Here is a 19,193-nt window from a genome sequence, read left to right as displayed (position 1 = left end):
CTGCCCTGAGGAGAAACGGAACATGGTGCTGATGATCGTCAGCGGTCGTTCGGGGTCCGGGAAGTCCGTGGCCCTGCGCGCGCTGGAAGACATGGGATTTTACTGTGTAGATAACCTGCCGGTAGTGTTGTTACCCGATCTGGCGCGGACGCTGGCGGACAGGCAAATCTCTGCCGCCGTCAGTATCGACGTGCGTAACATGCCGGAATCGCCGGAAATCTTCGAGCAGGCAATGAACAGCCTGCCGGAATGCTTCTCGCCTCAGCTCTTGTTCCTGGACGCTGACCGCAACACGCTGATCCGTCGCTACAGCGATACACGTCGTTTGCATCCGCTCTCCAGTAAAAATCTTTCGCTGGAAAGCGCCATCGATAAAGAGAGCGATCTGCTTGAGCCGCTGCGTTCCCGGGCCGACCTGATTGTCGACACCTCCGAAATGTCCGTCCACGAGCTGGCGGAAATGCTGCGTACGCGCTTACTCGGCAAGCGCGAGCGCGAACTGACGATGGTGTTTGAATCCTTCGGCTTTAAGCACGGCATACCTATCGATGCGGATTACGTTTTTGATGTGCGTTTCCTGCCGAACCCACACTGGGATCCGAAACTGCGTCCGATGACCGGTCTGGATAAGCCGGTGGCAGCGTTCCTCGATCGACACACAGAAGTACACAATTTTATCTACCAGACGCGAAGCTACCTTGAGCTATGGTTACCTATGCTGGAAACAAACAATCGCAGCTACCTGACGGTGGCGATTGGCTGTACCGGCGGTAAACATCGTTCGGTCTACATTGCCGAACAGCTGGCCGATTACTTCCGCTCACGCGGGAAGAACGTTCAGTCCCGTCATCGCACGCTGGAAAAACGCAAAACATGACCGTAAAACAGACCGTCGAAATCACCAACAAGCTGGGCATGCATGCGCGCCCGGCGATGAAGCTGTTTGAACTGATGCAGGGTTTTGATGCTGAGGTGCTGCTGCGCAACGACGAGGGAACCGAGGCAGAAGCCAACAGCGTGATTGCGCTACTGATGCTGGATTCTGCCAAAGGCCGTCAGATTGAAGTTGAAGCCACCGGCCCGCAGGAAGAAGAAGCGCTGGCGGCAGTGATTGCCCTGTTCAACGCCGGGTTTGACGAAGACTAACGTTCGCCATGTCGGCGGGTAGCGCTGCGCTTACCCGCCCTACCTAAGATTATTTCGCTCCATAAACCCTTCCCCACCCAGCTGACGCATCTGGCGCATAATCCACGCCTGGCGGCTTCGCACATAGCCTGACGGGGCGCTGGCCTTAAAACGCAGCGGGTTCGGCAGCACGGCGGCAAGCAGTGCCGCTTCGGACATAGTCAGCCTGCTGGCGGGCTTGCCAAAATAGCGCTGCGATGCCGCTTCGACACCAAATACGCCGTCACCAAATTCCGCGATATTCAGGTAGACGGTTAAAATGCGTTTTTTGCTCCACACCGTCTCGACGCCCAGCGTCAGCCCGGCCTCCAGCCCTTTTCTCACCCAGCTGCGACCGTCCCATAAGAACAGGTTTTTTACCGTCTGCTGAGAAAGCGTCGATGCGCCGCGGACGCGGTTTTCATGACGTTCATTATGATCCAGCGCCTTCTCGATAGCCGCCACGTCAAAACCCCAGTGCTCCGGGAATTTCTGATCTTCTGCCGCAATGACCGCCAGCCCCATCCACGGGGAGATAGCATCCATGCTGACCCAGTCAGAATGGGCAACATAGCCAAAATCCCCTGAGAGCCAGGCGCTAATCTGCCGCTCTGCCATCACGGCCGAGAACGGGACGGGCAGGATGCTGAACAGCGCAATACCGCCGCCCCAGAACACAGCCAGGACCAGCACAATACGCAGCAGGATCCGTTTTAACCACCCGCCGGGGGAGAATTTACGACTCATTCGGCCAGGACCAGCACTCTGTCTACCAGCTTTTCAATGCCTGCGGCAGCCTCGGCGATGTTCTGCGCCAGCATATACGCTGGCGTGGTGATGATCTTGTTGTCCTCGTCCACCACAATGTCGTCTACCGGACATGGCACGTGTTCGCCGCCCATATCCTCGACAATCTCAGCGGTATCAATGTCGGTTCCGATCGTGAGCCGCAGCGGGAAATCAAAAATTTTCGGCAGCATGGCCGGCGCAATGCAGATAAAGCCCTGCGGCTTACCTGCCGCATGCATCGCCAGCGATAGCGCTTTCAAATCGGGATCGACATGACACGCCGTGCCTTCCGTTGCAAACGTGCTCAGGTTTTTCGCCGCGCCAAAACCGCCCGGCACGATGAGCGCATCAAGTTCAGCGGCATCGGCCTGTGCCAGCGGGTGAATATCGCCGCGCACAATACGCGCCGCTTCAATCAGCACGTTACGGCTTTCCGCCATTGGCTCGCCGTTAAGATGATTAATCACATCTGCCTGGGTTTTATCCGGGGCGAAGCAGATAACGTCTGCTCCCTGGCGCGATAATGCCAGCAGCGTTAATACGGTTTCATGTATCTCTGAACCATCGTAAACACCACATCCGCTCAGCACGACACCAATCTTTTTCATTCTGACGATCCTTCTATGCAACTCGCTGAAGCACATTAAAAATTCTGATTAAAACGCTATGCTTCACACATTTCACTGATTCATGTAACAAACTGTTTAAGATTTGCTATCTTATCTGCGTGCGGCCTCAATTTTCAGGCGGCGTCCATGCGAAAACAACCCATAAAAATCAGGCGCAGCCACGATTTCCCTGGTGTTGGCGCAGTATTCGCGCACCCCGGTATAGCCGGGGTCATTTTTTTCTGGCGTCCACCCAGGCTTTCAGCACTGCCACATCGTTTTGCCACTCTTGTTTCATCTCTTCGACCCAATCACCTACGTTATCTTCCCAGGCAGGTAAATCAGGAGACTGAATCTGTTGGCCCAGCTGCTGGAGATGGCGTAACCCGACAGATCCTGCCGCGCCTTTGATTTTATGTCCCTCTTCGACGATGCCCTTCTGGTCACGCGCCGTCAGGTTGGATTCGAGCACGTTCAGATAGCCCGGCATCATTTTTTCGAACACGGCGAGGCCATCGGTGATCAGTTTTGGTCCCACCAGATCGATATACTGCTCCAGCATGGCGGTATCCAGTATCGTTTGGGCTTTAGCGCTATCAACAGACGTCATGGTGCTCTCCTCTTCATCACAGGTATCCCAGAACTTCTTGATCATCGCCGTCAGGGCGGGTACCGCCAGCGGCTTGCTGAGCACATCGTCCATACCGGCCTCGAGATACTCTTTTTTATCTTTCAACACGTTTGCGGTCAACGCCACCAGCGGCGGCAGCTCGTCAGGAGCATATTTGCGCGTCAGCTCGCGGGAGATATCCAGCCCGGTCATGTCCGGTAGCTGAATATCGAGCAGCACCAGGTCATACTCGCCCGGCGTGAACATCTCCAGCGCGGCTTTGCCGGTCATCGCCACATCCACGCTGTTACCGAGTTTTTCCAGTACCGACCGGGCGACAATAACGTTCAGCTCAATATCTTCCACCAGCAGGACGTGCAGGGCTGGCAGCGGCATATCGTCGTTCTCAAACGTATCTTCCACCTCTTCCGCCACGGCAGGCGCGTGGACGGTAAGCGTAAAGGTGGAGCCTTTACCCGGCTGGCTGGCAACGGTGATATCCCCGCCCATACTTTTCGCCAGACGTTTCGACACCGCCAGTCCAATGCCCGTACCGGTCGCCGGTTTACCGCCGTGGCTGTCTTTAACCTGATAATACATGGCGAAGATCTTATCCTGTTCCTCTTGAGGAATGCCGATACCCGAGTCCTCAACTTCAAAGTGCAGCATGTCGCCTTCGTCATAGCGAATGCGCACCGCAACCTGCCCCTTCTGGGTAAACTTCACGGCGTTGCTGATGAGGTTCCACAGGATCTGCCGCAGACGTGTGCCGTCCGTCACCACTTTATGCGGCAACGGCAGCGTTGGCTCCATCACAAAGCTCAACCCTTTTTGCTGAGCCTGTAAACCTGACAGGTTTTCCAGGTCCGCGAGGAAACCGGTAAAATCAACCGGCTGGTTGTCGAGCTGAACTTTACGGCGTTCCATCTTATCCATGTCGATAATATCATTGAAGATATTGCCCAGCGTGACCGCCGAGACGTGGATCGTTTTCAGGTATTTTTCCTGCTCGCTGGTCAGCTCGGTATCCAGCAGAATGCGGCTCAGCCCCACAATGCCATTCAGCGGGGTGCGCAGTTCATGGCTGATGGTGGAGATGAAGGTGGTTTTATCCCGGCTGGCGCGCTCCAGCGCATCCTGATAGCGCTTACGCTCGGTGATATCACGGCCAAAGCCCATCAGACCATGACGTTTCCCCACCCGGTCGTAATAAGGCACTTTGCGGATCTCAAAGCAGGCTTTGCGCCCGTCAGGATAGTCCAGCCACTGCTCATAGGTCAGCGAAACGTTATGGCGGAAGACCTTTTCATCCGTCTCCATCACTTTTGCTGCCGCCTCTTCGGAATAGACATCCTGAGGTTTCAGGTGGATCAGCTGCTTTTCGCTTTTCCCGGTCAACAGTTCCATGGCCCGGTTACAGCCGGAGAACTCTTTATCTTCATTACGGTAGAACACCAGATCCGGCGAAGCATCGAGGAACGAGCGCAGGAAAGAGGATTGCTGTTCAAGCTGGATCTGCGTCACTTCACGCTCTTTCATCTCAACTTTTAGCTGCTCAAGCGTGGTCTGACGCTCGGCTTCCGCCTTCTCACGGTCTGAAATTTCCTGATTCAGCTGGGCAATGTTGTCCTTGAGCTGGACGTTGAGTTTGAGATCGCGCTCGCGCATCTCTTCCAGCTTATCCACCAGTTTCGATAAACGCTGTCGGGACTCTTCCAGTTGCTCAACCACCACGGAGAGAAAATAGACCGCCCATGGGGTAATCAGCAGGCCAAAGAAAATAGAGCGGATCACGTCGATGCTCTCGACCTGACCATGCAGAACCATGGTCACGGCCATTTGCACGACGATGGCCAGAACGACCAGCGCCAGCGCCAGCAGCATGGAAAAACGCACCAGCCCGAGCTTCATCATCAGGTCGACGTAGTACTGGGCCAGCATTCGAATTTGCTTCATAGAGGATCCCTTCACGACTTTATCGCTCAATAATACTCAAATTCACGGCGAGGCGTTGAAGGTTGTGAGAAAAAGTGCGGGGTGAAACAGGAGATTAGCCTCGCCCCCGGGCAACCGGGAGCGAGGAAGAAGGTTTATCAGGAGCGTTTTAGCAGCATCCAGAGGCTGATCAGGAAGAAACTGGCGCTCGGCAACAGTGCGCCGATAATTGGCGGAATGCCATACACCAGCGTCAGCGGACCGAAAATCTGATCGAGGACGTAGAACACAAAACCAAAGCTGATACCGGTTACCACGCGAACCCCCATCGGCACGCTACGCAGCGGTCCAAAGATGAACGATAGCGCCATCAGCATCATCACGGCCACGGACAGCGGCTGGAAGATTTTGCTCCACATGTTGAGCTGGTAACGCCCCGCATCCTGTCCGCTCGATTTCAGATACTTCACGTAATTATGCAGACCGCTGATGGAGAGCGCATCGGGATCAAGCGCTACCACCCCAAGCTTGTCCGGCGTCAGGTTGGTTTTCCAGGTACCGCTAACGGTCTGCGAACCGGTGATCTGTTTCGGGTTCGTCAGGTCAGATTCATCAACCTGGGATAACCGCCACAGCTTGTTGTTCGCATCAAATTTAGCGGAGGCGGCATAACGCACCGACTGTAAACGACGATCGTTATTGAAGGCATAGATGCTCACGCCGCCCAGTTCATCGTCCCCTTTCACGCGTTCGATATAGACAAAGTTCTGACCATCTTTCGCCCATAATCCCTGCTGCGTGGAGAGCAGTGAACCGCCGTACATAGCCTGAGCACGGTAGTTACGCGCCATCTGTTCGCCCTGCGGCGCGACCCATTCGCCAATCGCCATGGTCAACAGCACCAGCGGGATCGCGGTTTTCATCACCGACAGCGCAACCTGCATACGGGTAAAACCCGATGCCTGCATCACCACCAGCTCGCTACGCTGAGCCAGCATCCCCAGGCCCAGCAGCGCCCCCAACAGGGCCGCCATCGGGAAGAAGATCTGCACATCTTTTGGTACGCTGAGCAGGGTATACATCCCGGCGCCCAACGCGTCGTAACTCCCCTGCCCGGCTTTTTTCAGCTGGTCGACAAATTTGATAATGCCCGAGAGCGACACCAGCATGAACAGGGTCATCATGATGGTGGTGAAAATCGTTTTACCGATATAGCGGTCAAGTACGCCAAACGCCTGCATTAGATGGCTCCTTTACGCGTAAACCGGGCACGAAGACGACGCACAGGCACCGTGTCCCACAAGTTGAGTCCGACTGCCAGCAGCAGATACAAACCATTCACGACCCAGGTCCAGATCATCGGGTCAATTTTTCCTTTCCCGCCGTTAGACTTGATTGAGGTTTGCAGCAGGAAGAACACCAGATACAGCAGCATCGCTGGCAGCATCGACAGCACGCGGCCCTGGCGCGGGTTTACCACGCTCAGCGGAACCACCATCAGCGCCATCATAAATACGGTGAATACCAGCGTGATACGCCAGTGCAGTTCAGCACGCGCACGATCGGTATCGGTATTCATTAAGGTGCGCATATCCATCTGCTCAGTATCCGTGGGATCGAGCGCGACGGCCTGATGGCCAATGATGGCCTGGTAGTTCTGAAAATCGGTAATACGGAAGTCGCGCAGCATAGCCGTGCCTTCGAAACGCGTTCCTTTGTTCAGCGTGACAACCTGAGAGCCGTCTTTACGCTGAGACAGCTGACCGGAGTCCGCCACCACCACAGAAGGCCGAGCGTTACCTTTCGGGCGCAGTTGAGCAAGAAACACGTCATTGAAGCGGTTGCCATCAACGCTTTCGATAAACAGCACGGAGTTACCGTCGGTAGCCTGCTGGAACTGCCCCTGCGCCAGCGCCGCCAGCCCTGGGTTAGCTTTTGCTTCCGCCAGCACCTCATCCTGATGACGAGAGGAGGTCGGCCCCGCCCACATGACGTTAACCGCGGCAACAATGCCCGTAAACAGCGCCAGCACCATGGCTGCTTTTACCAGTACGGCTTTACTGAGGCCGCAGGCATGCATCACGGTGATTTCACTTTCGGTATAGAGCTTACCCAGGGTCATCAGCAGACCAAGGAACAGGCTTAACGGCAGGATAAGCTGCGCCATTTCCGGCACGCCAAGCCCGAGCAGGGAAAGCACCAGATTCGTTGGGATTTCGCCATCAACCGCCGCGCCGAGGATCCTGACCAGCTTCTGACAGAAAAAGATCAGAAGGAGGATAAAGAGGATCGCCAGTTGGCTCTTCAGCGTCTCCCGAACCAGATATCTTATGATTATCACTTTAAATACGCCCGTTAAAACTCGTCTTATGCAGGAATTTAGCTTGTTTCATGGCTTAAACGTCATTTATTCTCTTGAGTCGTCGAAATCATCGCTAAGATTAAAAAACCCGGCGGATTCGCGCTTCATGACATTTATTGACGTGTCGAAACCGTAGTAACGTAAGATTAACACGAAGTCACCACAACGGCGGACATGAGTTACGAAAGGTTTCAATTCTATCCGTAGCCGCCGCCGTTGTCTTTAAGATTCAGGAGCGTAGTGCATGGAGTTCAGTGTAAAAAGCGGTAGCCCGGAGAAACAGCGGAGTGCCTGCATCGTTGTGGGCGTCTTTGAACCACGCCGACTCTCCCCGATCGCCGAGCAACTCGATAAAATCAGCGACGGCTATATCAGCGCCCTGCTGCGCCGTGGCGAACTGGAAGGCAAACCAGGGCAGACCCTGTTGCTGCACCATGTTCCGAACGTCCTGTCCGAGCGTATTCTGCTGATTGGCTGTGGTAAAGAACGTGAGCTTGATGAGCGCCAGTACAAGCAGGTTATTCAGAAAACCATTAATACACTGAATGATACTGGTTCGATGGAAGCCGTCTGCTTCCTGACGGAGCTGCACGTTAAGGGCCGCAACACGTACTGGAAAGTGCGTCAGGCCGTCGAAACCGCAAAAGAGAGCCTCTACAGCTTTGATCAGCTGAAGACCACCAAAAGCGAGCCGCGTCGCCCGCTGCGTAAAATGGTCTTTAACGTGCCAACCCGTCGCGAGCTGACCAGCGGCGAGCGCGCCATTCAGCACGGTCTGGCCATTGCCGCCGGTATTAAAGCGGCAAAAGATCTTGGCAATATGCCGCCAAACATCTGTAACGCCGCGTACCTGGCGTCTCAGGCGCGCCAGCTGGCTGACGCGTACAGCAAGAACGTCATCACCCGCGTTATCGGCGAACAGCAGATGAAAGAGCTGGGGATGCACTCTTATCTGGCGGTCGGTAACGGTTCCCAGAACGAATCCCTGATGTCGGTCATTGAGTACAAGGGCAATCCGTCAGAAGATGCGCGACCCATCGTGCTCGTCGGTAAAGGGCTGACCTTCGACTCCGGCGGTATCTCCATCAAGCCTTCAGAAGGCATGGATGAGATGAAGTACGACATGTGCGGCGCGGCGGCGGTTTACGGCGTCATGCGCATGGTCGCGGAACTTCAGTTGCCCATCAACGTGATCGGCGTGCTGGCGGGCTGCGAAAACATGCCTGGCGGCCGCGCTTATCGTCCGGGTGATGTGCTGACCACCATGTCCGGCCAGACCGTTGAGGTGCTGAACACCGACGCCGAAGGCCGTCTGGTGCTGTGCGACGTGCTGACTTACGTTGAGCGTTTCGAACCTGAAGCGGTTATCGACGTGGCTACCCTGACCGGCGCCTGCGTGATCGCGCTGGGCCATCACATCACCGGCCTGATGTCGAACCACAACCCGCTGGCGCATGAGCTGATCGGCGCGTCCGAGCAGGCCGGCGACCGCGCGTGGCGTCTGCCGCTGGGGGACGAGTTCCAGGAACAGCTGGAGTCTAACTTCGCAGACATGGCGAACATCGGCGGTCGTCCTGGCGGAGCTATTACCGCGGGCTGCTTCCTGGCGCGCTTTACCCGCAAGTACAACTGGGCGCACCTGGACATCGCGGGGACCGCATGGCGCTCCGGTAAAGCCAAAGGCGCGACCGGACGTCCGGTGGCGCTGCTGTCGCAGTTCCTGCTCAATCGTGCGGGTTTTAACGGCGACGAGTGATGTAAAACGCCGGGTGGCGGCTACGCCTTACCCGGCCTCCACGCCACTCAACCGTAGGCCGGGTAAGCGAAGCGCCACCCGGCTTTGCATTTAAATCCACGACAAGAAGCCCCATATATGAAGAATGCAACGTTCTACCTTCTGGACAATGACACCCATCAGGATGGCCTCAGCGCCGTTGAACAGCTGGTGTGTGAAATTGCCGCAGAACGTTGGCGCGCAGGTAAACGCGTCCTGATTGCCTGTGAAGATGAGCAGCAGGCGATTCGCCTGGATGAAGCGCTATGGGCGCGCCCGCCGGAGAGTTTTGTTCCGCATAACCTGTCGGGCGAAGGTCCACGCGGCGGGGCACCGGTGGAGATTGCCTGGCCGCAAAAACGCAACAGCAGCGCGCGCGACATTCTCATTAGCCTGCGGACAGACTTTGCAGATTTTGCCACCGCTTTCACAGAAGTGGTAGACTTTGTCCCTTACGAAGAATCTTTGAAACAACTGGCGCGCGAACGCTACAAAGCGTACCGCCTGGCCGGTTTTAACCTGAATACGGCAACCTGGAAATAATGGAAAAGACATATAACCCACGCGATATCGAACAGCCGCTTTACGAGCACTGGGAACAGCAGGGCTATTTCAAGCCTAACGGCGACGAAAGCAAAGAGTCCTTCTGCATCATGATCCCGCCGCCGAACGTCACCGGCAGTTTGCATATGGGGCATGCTTTCCAGCAGACCATCATGGATACCATGATCCGCTACCAGCGCATGCAGGGCAAAAATACCCTGTGGCAGGCGGGGACTGACCACGCGGGTATCGCGACCCAGATGGTGGTTGAGCGTAAAATTGCCGCTGAAGAGGGTAAAACCCGCCACGACTACGGTCGCGACGCGTTCATCGACAAAATCTGGCAGTGGAAAGCGGAATCCGGCGGCACCATTACCCGTCAGATGCGCCGTCTCGGCAACTCCGTAGACTGGGAGCGCGAGCGCTTCACCATGGATGAAGGCCTGTCCAACGCCGTGAAAGAAGTCTTTGTGCGCCTGTACAAAGAAGACCTGATTTATCGTGGCAAGCGCCTGGTCAACTGGGACCCGAAACTGCGCACCGCCATCTCTGACCTGGAAGTGGAAAACCGCGAGTCTAAAGGCTCCATGTGGCACATCCGCTATCCGCTGGCCGACGGCGCAAAAACCGCCGACGGTAAAGATTACCTGGTGGTGGCGACCACCCGTCCGGAAACCCTGCTGGGCGATACCGGCGTGGCCGTTAACCCGGAAGATCCGCGTTATAAAGATCTGATCGGCAAATTCGTGGTGCTGCCGCTGGTGAACCGCCGTATTCCGATTGTGGGCGACGAACACGCCGACATGGAAAAAGGCACCGGCTGCGTGAAAATCACCCCGGCGCATGACTTCAACGACTATGAAGTCGGTCGTCGTCATCAACTTCCGATGATCAACATTCTGACCTTCGACGGCGATATCCGCGAAAGCGCAGAAGTGTATGACACCAAAGGCAACGAATCCGACGTTTATTCCAGCGACATCCCGGCTGAGTTCCAGAAGCTGGAGCGCTTTGCCGCGCGTAAAGCCATCGTAGCCGCCGTTGACGCACTCGGCCTGCTGGAAGAGATTAAACCTCACGATCTGACCGTGCCGTACGGCGACCGTGGCGGCGTGGTTATCGAGCCAATGCTGACCGACCAGTGGTACGTGCGTGCCGACGTGCTGGCGAAACCGGCTGTGGAAGCGGTTGAGAACGGCAGCATTCAGTTCGTGCCGAAGCAGTACGAAAACATGTACTTCTCCTGGATGCGCGATATTCAGGACTGGTGTATTTCCCGTCAGCTGTGGTGGGGTCACCGTATCCCGGCGTGGTACGACAACGAAGGCAATGTCTACGTTGGCCGCACCGAAGAGGAAGTGCGTCAGGAAAACAACCTGGGCGCTGACGTTGCCCTGCGCCAGGACGAAGACGTGCTGGATACCTGGTTCTCCTCCGCACTGTGGACCTTCTCTACCCTCGGCTGGCCGGAAAACACCGACGCGCTGCGTCAGTTCCATCCAACCAGCGTGATGGTATCCGGCTTCGACATCATCTTCTTCTGGATCGCCCGCATGATCATGATGACCATGCACTTCATCAAAGACGAAGACGGCAAGCCGCAGGTTCCGTTCCATACCGTCTACATGACCGGCCTGATCCGCGACGACGAAGGCCAGAAGATGTCCAAATCCAAGGGTAACGTTATCGACCCGCTGGATATGGTGGACGGTATCTCTCTGGAAGAGCTGCTGGAAAAACGTACCGGCAACATGATGCAGCCGCAGCTGGCGGAGAAAATCCGCAAGCGTACCGAGAAGCAGTTCCCGAACGGGATCGAATCTCACGGTACCGACGCCCTGCGCTTCACCCTGGCGGCGCTGGCCTCCACCGGTCGTGACATCAACTGGGATATGAAGCGTCTGGAAGGTTACCGTAACTTCTGTAACAAGCTGTGGAACGCCAGCCGCTTCGTGCTGATGAACACCGAAGATCAGGATTGCGGCTTTAACGGCGGCGAAATGACCCTGTCTCTGGCAGACCGCTGGATCCTGGCGGAATTTAACCAGACGGTGAAAGCGTTCCGCGACGCGCTGGACAGCTACCGCTTCGACATCGCGGCAGGCATCCTGTACGAATTCACCTGGAACCAGTTCTGTGACTGGTATCTGGAGCTGGCGAAGCCGGTCATGAACGGCGGTTCTGAAGCGGAACTGCGCGGCACGCGTAATACGCTGATTACCGTTCTGGAAGGTCTGCTGCGCCTTGCGCACCCGATCATTCCATTCATCACCGAAACAATCTGGCAGCGCGTGAAGGTGATTGCCGGTATTAATGCCGATACCATCATGCTCCAGCCGTTCCCGGCATTCGACGCCGCGAAAGTGGATGAAGCCGCATCTGCGGATACCGAGTGGCTGAAACAGGCGATCGTTGCGGTACGTAACATCCGCGCGGAAATGAACATCGCTCCGGGTAAACCACTGGAGCTGCTGCTGCGCGGTTGCAGCGAAGCTGCCGTTCGTCGCGTCACCGAGAACAACACCTTCCTGAAAACCATGGCGCGTCTGGAAAGCATCACCGTGCTGCCTGCCGATGACAAAGGTCCGGTTTCCGTGACCAAAATCATCGACGGCGCGGAGCTGCTGATCCCGATGGCGGGCCTGATCGACAAAGATGCGGAGCTGGCGCGTCTGGCGAAAGAAGTGGCGAAAGTCGACGTGGAAATTGGCAAAATCGAAAGCAAACTGGCGAACGAGGGCTTTGTGGCCCGCGCGCCGGAAGCGGTCATCGCCAAAGAGCGTGAGCGTCTGGTTGCCTTCGCCGATGCGAAGACCAAACTGATCGAGCAGCAGGCGGTTATCGCGGCGCTGTAATGCTTTTACCCCTTACGCTTCAGGGCGTAAGGGGTATCCTTCCTGAAAACTCCTCGCTTGCACTCCCCTTTCTGCGGTGCTATTAACAGCAGTTGTGTGTCAATTTTTGTCATGAGTAATGCTATGAGCGTGATTACCCCCGTCGCGACGACAATGCGTCGGATCACTGAGCAGGACAACCCGGCTATCGCCGCCGTTATCCGCACGGTTTCTGCCGAATATGGCCTGACCGCCGACAAAGGCTACACCGTGGCCGACCCAAATCTGGACGAACTTTTTCAGCTGTACAGCCAGCCGGGTCATGCCTACTGGGTCATCGAGCAGGACGGCCAGGTCGTGGGCGGCGGCGGCATTGCCCCACTGCTTTGCAGCGAGCCGGATATCTGTGAACTCCAGAAAATGTATTTCCTGCCAACGATACGCGGACAAGGCCTGGCGAAAAAGCTGGCGCTGGTCGCCCTGGAACATGCACGCTCACAGGGCTTTAAACGTTGCTACCTTGAAACCACCGCTTTCCTTAAAGAGGCCATTGGCCTGTATGAACATCTCGGCTTTGAGCATATCGATGCGCCACTGGGCTGCACGGGCCACGTGGACTGCGAAGTCAGGATGCTGAAAAGTCTGTAAGTTTTGTTCCTGCCGTCTTCTGTTAAGCGTCTGTAAACTGAATGCTCTACACTCACAGTTCACACCAAAACAGGGGAAATGCGATGTCGAAGATAAAAAGCTACGCCGCACCGCAGGCGGGTGCAGAACTTGAGCTGTACGAGTACGATGCGGGCGAACTAAAAGCGGAAGACGTCGAAGTACAGGTTGATTACTGCGGGATCTGCCACTCAGATCTCTCGATGATCGACAATGAATGGGGCTTCTCCAGCTATCCGCTGGTGGCCGGGCACGAAGTCATTGGCCGCGTCGTGGCGCTCGGCAGCGCCGCGCAGGACAAAGGGCTGAAAGTGGGCCAGCGCGTGGGTATCGGCTGGACGGCACGCAGCTGCGGCCACTGCGACGCCTGTATCAGCGGCAATCAGATCAACTGCCTTGAGGGCGCTACGCCGACCATCCTGAACAAGGGCGGTTTCGCCGATAAGCTGCGCGCCGACTGGCAATGGGTTATCCCGCTGCCGGACAGCATTGATATCGAATCCGCCGGTCCGCTGCTGTGTGGCGGTATCACCGTCTTTAAACCGCTGCTGATGCATCACGTCACCGCCACCAGCCGCGTGGGCGTGATCGGGATTGGCGGTCTGGGCCATATCGCCATCAAGCTGCTGCACGCGATGGGCTGTGAAGTGACGGCGTTCAGCTCTAACCCGGCGAAAGAGCAGGAAGTGCTGGCGATGGGTGCGGATAAAGTGGTGAACAGTCGCGATCCCCAGGCGCTCACCGCTCTGGCAGGCCAGTTTGACCTGATCATCAACACCGTCAACGTCGATCTCGACTGGCAGCCGTACTTTGAAGCCCTGGCCTACGGCGGTAACTTCCACACCGTGGGTGCGGTGATGAAGCCGCTGCCGGTTCCGGCGTTTACCCTGATCGGCGGCGATCGCAGCATATCCGGCTCTGCTACCGGCACACCATATGAGTTACGCAAGCTGATGAAGTTTGCCGGACGCACAAAAGTGGCGCCAACCACCGAGCTGTATCCGATGTCAAAAATCAACGAAGCGATCCAGCACGTGCGCGACGGCAAAGCCCGCTACCGCGTGGTGTTGAAAGCGGATTTCTGATGTGAGATTGCCGGGGAATGTGCGGCCTGATGCCCTCACCCCAACCCTCTCCCACAGGGAGAGGGCGCAAACACTAAAAACGGTAACGGTTGTTACCGTTTTGCATCTACCATGGTCTTAAACACTTCCGCCACCGCGACCGCCCCCGGATCCATCACCCCGTCCAGATTCTCTTTATTCACGTACGACGAGCGTCCCGCGCCGGCTTTCGCCATTTTCGCCGTTGCTTCAGCCCCTCGCTGCGCGGCCTGCGCTGCCGCCTGAATATTGCCTTTCTGTAACGCCTCCAGCGCCGGTTGCAGGGCATCGATCAGCGTACGATCGCCGAGATCTGCACCGCCATACTGCTTCATCTGCGCCAGTCCGCTCAGCAATGCTTCAGGTAGCGACTGTCCATCGTGAAGCTTTTGTCCTGCCGCAGTGAAGAAGATCGACATCAATACGCCGCTCGATCCGCCCATTACCGTTGCCAGCCGCTCGCCAACCAGCAGGAGTAATGTCGGCACGTCGTTAAGGGGCAGGTTGTTCTCCTCAAGTCGCTGCGCAATATCCCGCGCCCCTTGCGCAAAGGTGGAGCCCGTATCGCCATCGCCTACTTTGGCATCCAGCGCGTTAAGGCGATTTTCCAGCTGGATCAATGTTTTCGTTACCGAGGCGACGGCCTCGCTCACCTGCGGATTGTCCGACGGGGTATATTCCACGCGATCATGAAGGGCGCTATGGGGGACGGTACGCAGGGGCGCGAACGCGACGGGCTTCTGCCAGCCCAGCGTCTCGACCTCGGCGTGAATCGCCTTCTCGAAGAAATCGTTGAGCTTTAACAGCGTTAGCGAAAAGCCTTTCATATCCAGAGCACTCACCAGCGGCGCCGGGCCAATCAGATACGCAATGTTCTCTTTCAACGCCGAATGCGCCAGCTCTTTGGTGAGCAGAGCCATCTCCAGCGCTGACACGCCGCCGAGGTTGTTGATCAGCACCGCAAAGCGCCCGTCACCCGCCTGGGCTTTTAGCGGCATCACCAGCGTATCGATAATCGCCCTGCTGTTCTGCGTATCCACCACCGATGCCCCCGGCTCGCCGTGAATCCCCAGCCCCAGCTCCACGTGGCCTTGCCTGATGCGTCCTTCTTCATCATCGCTACCCGGCAGGTTACAGGTTTGCATCGCAACCCCCAGGCTCCAGAGGTTATCGCAGGCCTGTTGCGCAATATCCCGCACGTCGTTTAGCGATTTCCCCTGTTCTGCCGCATATCCCGCAATCTTATGCACCAGCGCCGTTCCCGCGATACCACGCGGCTGCTTGTTATCCGGTAGGGCGATATCATCCGCCACGATAACCATCTCGACCTTCAGGCCGTAGCGTTTGGCTTTTTCCGCCGCCAGGCCAAAGTTAAGCCGGTCACCGGTGTAGTTTTTCACAATCAGCAGGCAGCCACGATCGCCCGTCACCGCCACAATGGCATTGAGGACCGCATCGACGCTTGGGGAAGCGAACAGATCGCCACACACCGCTGCGGTAAGCATGCCTTTACCGACGAACCCGGCATGTGCTGGTTCATGGCCGGAGCCGCCACCGGAGATCACCGCCACGCGGCTTTTATCCCAGGCGCCGCGAGCCACCACGCGGATGGCCGGATCGATATCCAGTTTGACGAGATTACCGTGCGGCGCGGAGAGAAGTATGCCTTCAATGGCATCGTTGACAAGCTGTTTGCGGTCGTTAAAAAAGAATCTGGACATAGTTTCCCAAAATTTTGTTTACCGTATGCAAAAGCATAGTCCGCACTGGATAATGCGCCGCAAAGTGAGGAATTTACGCAGACATTTTGCCGTCAGGTTGCCTATACTCCACCCAGGACTACGAGAGGACGTGCATCATGAGTACACCATTGTTAATCGCCAGGACGCTGGAAAAAGAGCTGTTTTTACTGCCCGCGATGGCGAACCGTCATGGCCTGATCACCGGCGCGACCGGGACGGGAAAAACCGTCACCCTGCAAAAGCTGGCTGAGTCGTTGTCAGAGACTGGCGTGCCGGTTTTTATGGCTGACGTGAAGGGCGATTTAACCGGGGTGGCTCAGGAAGGTGCAGCGTCAGAAAAACTCCTCGAGCGCCTGAAAAATATCGGCATCACGGACTGGACGCCGCACGGTAATCCGGTGGTGGCCTGGGATATCTTCGGCGAAAAAGGCCATCCGGTGCGTGCCACCGTCTCCGACCTCGGCCCGCTGCTGCTGGCCCGTCTGCTTAACCTCAACGACGTGCAGTCCGGGGTACTGAACATTATCTTCCGTATCGCCGACGATCAGGGGCTACTGCTGCTCGACTTCAAAGATCTGCGCGCCATCACCCAGTACATTGGCGATAACGCCAAATCCTTCCAGAACCAGTACGGCAATATCAGCAGCGCCTCGGTGGGCGCCATTCAGCGTGGGCTCCTGACGCTGGAGCAACAGGGTGCCGAACACTTCTTCGGCGAGCCAATGCTGGATATCAAAGACTGGATGCGTACCGACAGCAGCGGCAAAGGCATCATCAACATTCTGAGCGCAGAGAAGCTCTACCAGATGCCGAAGCTTTACGCCGCCAGCCTGCTGTGGATGCTCTCTGAACTGTACGAACAACTGCCGGAAGCAGGCGATCTGGAAAAACCCAAACTGGTGTTCTTCTTTGACGAAGCGCACCTGTTGTTTAACGACGCGCCGCAGGTGCTGCTGGATAAAATTGAACAGGTTATCCGCCTGATCCGCTCCAAAGGCGTCGGGGTCTGGTTTGTGTCGCAAAACCCGTCGGATATTCCGGACAACGTACTGGGGCAGTTGGGTAACCGCGTGCAGCACGCCCTGCGCGCCTTTACGCCGAAAGATCAGAAAGCGGTGAAAGCCGCGGCGCAAACCATGCGCGCCAATCCGGCCTTTGATACCGAAACCGCCATTCAGGCGCTGGGTACCGGTGAAGCGCTGATTTCGTTCCTCGATGCAAAAGGCAGCCCGACAGTTGTCGAGCGTGCGATGGTGATTGCGCCCTGCTCGCGCATGGGGCCGGTAACGGACGATGAACGCAACGCCCTGATTAATCACTCCCCGGTGTACGGGAAGTATGAAGACGAGGTGGATCGCGAATCCGCGTTCGAGATGCTGCAAAAAGGGGTGCAGGCGACTGCCGAATCGCAGGATGCCCCTGCCGCAAAAGGGCAATCTGTTGCCGTGGACGACGGCATTCTCGGCGGGCTGAAAGATATTCTGTTCGGCAGCACCGGGCCACGCGGCGGCAAACGCGATGGTGTGGTTCAGACCATGGCAAAAAGCGCGACGCGTCAGATTACCAACCAGATAGTGCGCGGCATGCTGGGAAGTCTGCTAGGCGGCCGTCGCCGGTAGCGGGGGAACCCACGGGCGGCCAAGCGCCGACCCCTGCACGCCGTTCTCCTGTAGATAGCGGTCGATTTCCAGCATCCCCGTCCAGCGGTTCTCACACCAGAGCGGTGCCAGAAGCGTTGGGCGGCGGGCGCTGGCCGAGATGCGGTGGTAAACAATCTCCGGCGGCGTGTGGCGAATCATCTCCCCCGCCGTCACCGTATAGTCGTCGAGTTCGATACCACTTAACCGCCCCGCTTCCCATGCTTTCGCCATTATGCTGCCCTTCACGATATGCAGCGGATGCAGCTTAATGCCATCCACGCCGGTCTCGACGACTTTTTCCAGCGTTTCCAGCCCGTGCTGCAGCCCTTCTCCTGGCAAGCCGACAATCAGATGCGAGCAGACTTTTAATCCACGCTCACGGGCGAGACGCGTGGTGCGCTGGTAGCAGGCGAAATCATGCCCGCGATTGATACGGTGCAGGGTTTTGTCATGCGCGGTCTGCAAGCCCAGCTCCAGCCAGATCTCGTAGCCCTTCTCTTTGTACTCACTAAGTAAATCCAGCACGGCCTCCGGCACGCAGTCCGGACGCGTCCCCACGCACAGCCCGACAATGTTCGCTTGAGCAACCGCCTGCTGATACATCGAGCGCAGCACCTGCACCTCAGCCCACGTGCTGGTGTAGGCCTGGAAATAGGCCAGATACTGCTTCGCGCGATTCACCAGACTCGCCTGATGGGCGAGCTGTTCAGCGATAGATTTATGCTGCTGGGCCTCGTCAGCAAACGAGGCCACGTTACAGAAAGTGCAGCCTCCACGCCCGATGGTGCCATCGCGATTCGGGCAGCTAAAGCCGCCGTGCAGCGTCAGTTTGTGAACCTTTTGCCCATAGCGCTGCAAAAGATCCCCACCAAACATATTGACTAATTTCTGTAACTGCATAATCTGATAGACCGTCCCGAAGAAAGGGGACAAGCCTGCCATTTTTAGCCTCTGTCGGCGATGACCTGGATCAATCGCCCTGGACGGCCTTTATCTGTTTGAATAAATAATCACGATTACCGAGATTTCATTCACCCTGTACGTAATTACTTTTCCTTATGTTCTGGTGGTTTTTTTCATTTATAGCGCCAGGACTGAAAAACAGTGATTTTATGCGGGTTTGAATGCAACACCAGATTAATATTCTGCTATAAATCTGCATTTCAGCACGCTGCATCGATAATACCGCTTTCATATAGTGAGTCAGATCACACTCCCCTGCACCTCCCCGGTGCTTTAAGTGGTTGTAAAAATAGTTAAATACATATTAAAAACAAAAAGATAACTATGCTTTAGCACATTTTTGTATAAATAAGATTGCCATTTGACCTGTGTACCAATTCCCGATAAGTTGGAAATCCGCTGGAAGCTTTCTGGATGAGCGGCCTGCTCATCATATTTATGCAGTAATTGAGATTCCCTC

At 56.4% G+C, this 19,193-nt stretch carries 15 protein-coding genes; 8 read left to right on the top strand and 7 right to left on the bottom strand.

Translation table 11 applies throughout. The annotated features are described in order from the left end of the window. The first annotated feature begins 22 nt into the window (after positions 1–22). Entirely contained in the window at positions 23–877 is an 855-nt protein-coding gene (gene rapZ, locus ACOTWU_RS04425; RefSeq protein ID WP_003861870.1) for an RNase adapter RapZ, read from the top strand. Continuing rightward, positions 874–1,146: a PTS phosphocarrier protein NPr gene (npr, locus tag ACOTWU_RS04420; RefSeq protein ID WP_003861872.1), complete on the top strand. Its 273-nt coding sequence runs from the start codon at positions 874–876 to the stop codon at positions 1,144–1,146. Before rapZ ends, npr begins: the two co-directional genes overlap by 4 nt. A 39-nt stretch (positions 1,147–1,185) precedes the next feature. Here the strand turns inward: npr and mtgA are convergent, their stop codons facing one another. From mtgA to lptF, 5 genes are all read right to left on the bottom strand, one after another. Next, the gene (gene mtgA, locus ACOTWU_RS04415) at positions 1,186–1,911 is read right to left on the bottom strand and encodes a monofunctional biosynthetic peptidoglycan transglycosylase (RefSeq protein WP_015571986.1); all 726 of its coding nucleotides are present in this window, start codon (positions 1,909–1,911) and stop codon (positions 1,186–1,188) included. Further along, positions 1,908–2,561 (bottom strand): isoprenoid biosynthesis glyoxalase ElbB, encoded by a 654-nt coding sequence (gene elbB, locus ACOTWU_RS04410; RefSeq protein ID WP_032672055.1) that lies wholly within the window; start codon positions 2,559–2,561, stop codon positions 1,908–1,910. The genes mtgA and elbB overlap by 4 nt, the downstream gene beginning before the upstream one ends. Positions 2,562–2,793: 232 nt before the next feature. Then, a complete protein-coding gene (gene arcB / locus ACOTWU_RS04405; RefSeq protein ID WP_017382727.1) occupies positions 2,794–5,127 on the bottom strand; it encodes an aerobic respiration two-component sensor histidine kinase ArcB in 2,334 nt (777 codons plus the stop codon). A 137-nt stretch (positions 5,128–5,264) separates the two neighbouring features. After that, the gene (lptG, locus tag ACOTWU_RS04400) at positions 5,265–6,347 is read right to left on the bottom strand and encodes an LPS export ABC transporter permease LptG (RefSeq protein WP_001147540.1); all 1,083 of its coding nucleotides are present in this window, start codon (positions 6,345–6,347) and stop codon (positions 5,265–5,267) included. Further along, entirely contained in the window at positions 6,347–7,447 is a 1,101-nt protein-coding gene (gene lptF, locus ACOTWU_RS04395) for an LPS export ABC transporter permease LptF (protein ID WP_003861881.1), read from the bottom strand. The genes lptG and lptF overlap by 1 nt, the downstream gene beginning before the upstream one ends. A gap of 265 nt (positions 7,448–7,712) precedes the next feature. Between lptF and pepA the strand changes: the two genes are divergently transcribed. The 5 genes from pepA to ahr all read left to right on the top strand — a co-directional run bounded on the left by pepA (position 7,713) and on the right by ahr (position 14,370). Then, entirely contained in the window at positions 7,713–9,224 is a 1,512-nt protein-coding gene (gene pepA, locus ACOTWU_RS04390; RefSeq protein ID WP_003861882.1) for a leucyl aminopeptidase, read from the top strand. Positions 9,225–9,341: 117 nt separating this feature from the next. Next, entirely contained in the window at positions 9,342–9,785 is a 444-nt protein-coding gene (gene holC, locus ACOTWU_RS04385) for a DNA polymerase III subunit chi (protein WP_003861884.1), read from the top strand. Further along, the gene (locus ACOTWU_RS04380) at positions 9,785–12,640 is read left to right on the top strand and encodes a valine--tRNA ligase (protein WP_017382726.1); all 2,856 of its coding nucleotides are present in this window, start codon (positions 9,785–9,787) and stop codon (positions 12,638–12,640) included. The genes holC and ACOTWU_RS04380 overlap by 1 nt, the downstream gene beginning before the upstream one ends. A gap of 123 nt (positions 12,641–12,763) precedes the next feature. Next, complete coding sequence (locus ACOTWU_RS04375; protein WP_003861887.1) at positions 12,764–13,267, top strand: GNAT family N-acetyltransferase; 504 nt, start codon at positions 12,764–12,766, stop codon at positions 13,265–13,267. 83 nt (positions 13,268–13,350) lie between these two features. Beyond that, complete coding sequence (ahr, locus tag ACOTWU_RS04370) at positions 13,351–14,370, top strand: NADPH-dependent aldehyde reductase Ahr (protein WP_015571992.1); 1,020 nt, start codon at positions 13,351–13,353, stop codon at positions 14,368–14,370. A gap of 92 nt (positions 14,371–14,462) precedes the next feature. Here ahr and ACOTWU_RS04365 read toward each other — a convergent pair whose 3' ends face one another. Next, positions 14,463–16,109: a dihydroxyacetone kinase subunit DhaK gene (locus tag ACOTWU_RS04365; RefSeq protein ID WP_126499193.1), complete on the bottom strand. Its 1,647-nt coding sequence runs from the start codon at positions 16,107–16,109 to the stop codon at positions 14,463–14,465. A 137-nt stretch (positions 16,110–16,246) separates the two neighbouring features. Here ACOTWU_RS04365 and ACOTWU_RS04360 point away from each other — a divergent pair, with 137 nt between their 5' ends. Beyond that, positions 16,247–17,749 (top strand): helicase HerA-like C-terminal domain-containing protein, encoded by a 1,503-nt coding sequence (locus tag ACOTWU_RS04360; protein ID WP_023304496.1) that lies wholly within the window; start codon positions 16,247–16,249, stop codon positions 17,747–17,749. Here ACOTWU_RS04360 and ACOTWU_RS04355 read toward each other — a convergent pair. Beyond that, entirely contained in the window at positions 17,729–18,670 is a 942-nt protein-coding gene (locus ACOTWU_RS04355) for a TIGR01212 family radical SAM protein (protein ID WP_126499202.1), read from the bottom strand. The two genes, ACOTWU_RS04360 and ACOTWU_RS04355, sit on opposite strands and share 21 nt — an antisense overlap. Between the last annotated feature and the right edge of the window lie 523 nt (positions 18,671–19,193).

This window comes from Enterobacter cloacae complex sp. GYL001, assembly GCF_049237125.1.
In the GTDB taxonomy this organism is placed as follows: domain Bacteria; phylum Pseudomonadota; class Gammaproteobacteria; order Enterobacterales; family Enterobacteriaceae; genus Enterobacter; species Enterobacter hormaechei_C.
The sequence above is the reverse complement of the archived record's forward strand: the minus strand, read 5'-3'. Positions and strand labels throughout refer to the sequence as shown.

Bases quoted from the DNA above. Each gene is read 5' to 3' on its own strand.
- ACOTWU_RS04380 (WP_017382726.1), top strand. From the start codon at position 9,785: ATGGAAAAGACATATAACCCACGCGATATCGAACAGCCGCTTTACGAG.
- ACOTWU_RS04375 (WP_003861887.1), top strand. From the start codon at position 12,764: ATGAGCGTGATTACCCCCGTCGCGACGACAATGCGTCGGATCACTGAG.
- npr (WP_003861872.1), top strand. From the start codon at position 874: ATGACCGTAAAACAGACCGTCGAAATCACCAACAAGCTGGGCATGCAT.
- lptG (WP_001147540.1), bottom strand. From the start codon at position 6,347: ATGCAGGCGTTTGGCGTACTTGACCGCTATATCGGTAAAACGATTTTC.
- arcB (WP_017382727.1), bottom strand. From the start codon at position 5,127: ATGAAGCAAATTCGAATGCTGGCCCAGTACTACGTCGACCTGATGATG.
- mtgA (WP_015571986.1), bottom strand. From the start codon at position 1,911: ATGAGTCGTAAATTCTCCCCCGGCGGGTGGTTAAAACGGATCCTGCTG.
- ACOTWU_RS04360 (WP_023304496.1), top strand. From the start codon at position 16,247: ATGAGTACACCATTGTTAATCGCCAGGACGCTGGAAAAAGAGCTGTTT.
- pepA (WP_003861882.1), top strand. From the start codon at position 7,713: ATGGAGTTCAGTGTAAAAAGCGGTAGCCCGGAGAAACAGCGGAGTGCC.
- rapZ (WP_003861870.1), top strand. From the start codon at position 23: ATGGTGCTGATGATCGTCAGCGGTCGTTCGGGGTCCGGGAAGTCCGTG.
- ACOTWU_RS04355 (WP_126499202.1), bottom strand. From the start codon at position 18,670: ATGCAGTTACAGAAATTAGTCAATATGTTTGGTGGGGATCTTTTGCAG.
- elbB (WP_032672055.1), bottom strand. From the start codon at position 2,561: ATGAAAAAGATTGGTGTCGTGCTGAGCGGATGTGGTGTTTACGATGGT.
- ACOTWU_RS04365 (WP_126499193.1), bottom strand. From the start codon at position 16,109: ATGTCCAGATTCTTTTTTAACGACCGCAAACAGCTTGTCAACGATGCC.
- holC (WP_003861884.1), top strand. From the start codon at position 9,342: ATGAAGAATGCAACGTTCTACCTTCTGGACAATGACACCCATCAGGAT.
- ahr (WP_015571992.1), top strand. From the start codon at position 13,351: ATGTCGAAGATAAAAAGCTACGCCGCACCGCAGGCGGGTGCAGAACTT.